Here is a 335-nt window from a genome sequence, read left to right as displayed (position 1 = left end):
CGGTCTTGCTGGGTATTACCGGCGATTCATTCAAGAGTTCTCCTGTATAGCAGTGCCACTTACACGACTAACCCGGAAAGAGGAGAAATTCAGATGGCAAGAGGAACAAGAAAGAGCTTTCGCTACATTGAAAGAGAAGTTGTGTAACGCGCCTGTCCTTACGCTACCAGATGGGACAGAAGACTTTGAAGTGTACAGCGATGCCTCGCATCGGGGTCTTGGCTGTGTGTTGATGCAAAGAGGGAAGGTTATAGCATACGCTTCCAGACAGCTGAAAGATCCAGAGAAAAAGTACACAGCTCATGATTTAGAGCTTGCAGCGATCGTGTTTGCCT

At 47.8% G+C, this 335-nt stretch carries 1 protein-coding gene; it reads left to right on the top strand.

Translation table 11 applies throughout. From position 1 onward, the window contains the following. Window positions 1-52: 52 nt before the first annotated feature. Window positions 53-335 (top strand): ribonuclease H family protein (locus HX793_RS31820; RefSeq protein WP_368855659.1); only part of this gene is annotated, 283 nt, incomplete at its 3' end.

This window comes from Pseudomonas reactans (assembly GCF_013387025.1).
Lineage (GTDB): Bacteria > Pseudomonadota > Gammaproteobacteria > Pseudomonadales > Pseudomonadaceae > Aquipseudomonas > Aquipseudomonas reactans.
This window is presented reverse-complemented; position numbering and strand designations above follow the sequence as displayed.